The sequence below is a fragment of the Facklamia sp. P13064 genome (assembly GCF_050409425.1).
Classification (GTDB): Bacteria; Bacillota; Bacilli; order Lactobacillales; family Aerococcaceae; genus Facklamia.
Genome location: NZ_JBNUPM010000046.1, coordinates 1 through 852, shown reverse-complemented (window position 1 = coordinate 852; position 852 = coordinate 1). Strand labels below are relative to the sequence as shown.

Annotated in this window: 1 protein-coding gene and 1 pseudogene; both read left to right on the top strand. The window is 35.1% G+C overall.

The window, feature by feature from the left end; all coding sequences use genetic code 11:
• Window positions 1–299 precede the first annotated feature (299 nt).
• Complete coding sequence (locus ACQV2S_RS08785) at window positions 300–647, top strand: IS3 family transposase (protein ID WP_428885410.1); 348 nt, start codon at window positions 300–302, stop codon at window positions 645–647.
• Window positions 648–683: 36 nt separating this feature from the next.
• Window positions 684–821, top strand: a pseudogene (locus ACQV2S_RS08780) (IS3 family transposase); the annotation flags it as partial.
• Between the last annotated feature and the right edge of the window lie 31 nt (window positions 822–852).

The following is an 852-nucleotide window of genomic DNA, read 5'->3' as shown; positions in this document are numbered from 1 at the left end:
TAGGTTACTAGGCTTTAACAAAAAATAGGGGATTCCTTCACCTTCTTTAGTCAAGAATCGGGTTTACACTTATAAAAGATAGGGGGCAAATGGGTTAAAAGCAATTCAAGGAAAAGCAGATTATTCTTTAGATTTTTAAGCTGAATGTTTTACACTTTAAGCAAAGAATAGCTGCTTCCTATAAAGAAACGGCAATCGCCTTTAACCTTACGAATCCATCAATGCTAGCTAATTGCAAAGGCGTTTATCTTGAAGGGGATTCTAAAGCTCTGAATAGACCGATAGAAAGGCCGCCCAAAGTGGTAAAGAAACTTAATAAAAACGGACTTCGTCAAAAGAATAAAGTTACTGATGATTCTGAATTAGAAGAAAAGACTCAACAAATATTTCACGAACTCTATGAAACCTATAGTTATCGACGAATTACGGCTGAATTATACAAAACACACCATCAAAAAATTAACCCTAAAAAAGCTTTACGAATCATGAATAAGCTCGGCTTAAAACTTACAAAATTCTGGCGAAAGTCACGTCGCTATAGCTCTTACAAAGGAACAATTGCTCCCAACCCCCTCAATCGTCGCTTTAGTGCAAAATATCCTCTTCAAAAATTAATCGCTGATGTGACAGCTGTTCAAGACAGCTGATGGGCAGAAACTGTATTTAAGGCCTATTATGGAGAACCACTGACAAGTTATAAGAAACTGATGAATAAGATTAATCAATATATTCACCACTATAATCATAGAAGAATAAAACAAAAATTGAGCGGTATGTCTTTGTTTGAATACCGAATCTATACCATTCAATTAACCGTTTAAATACAAACTCCAACTTTTGAGGTTCACATCA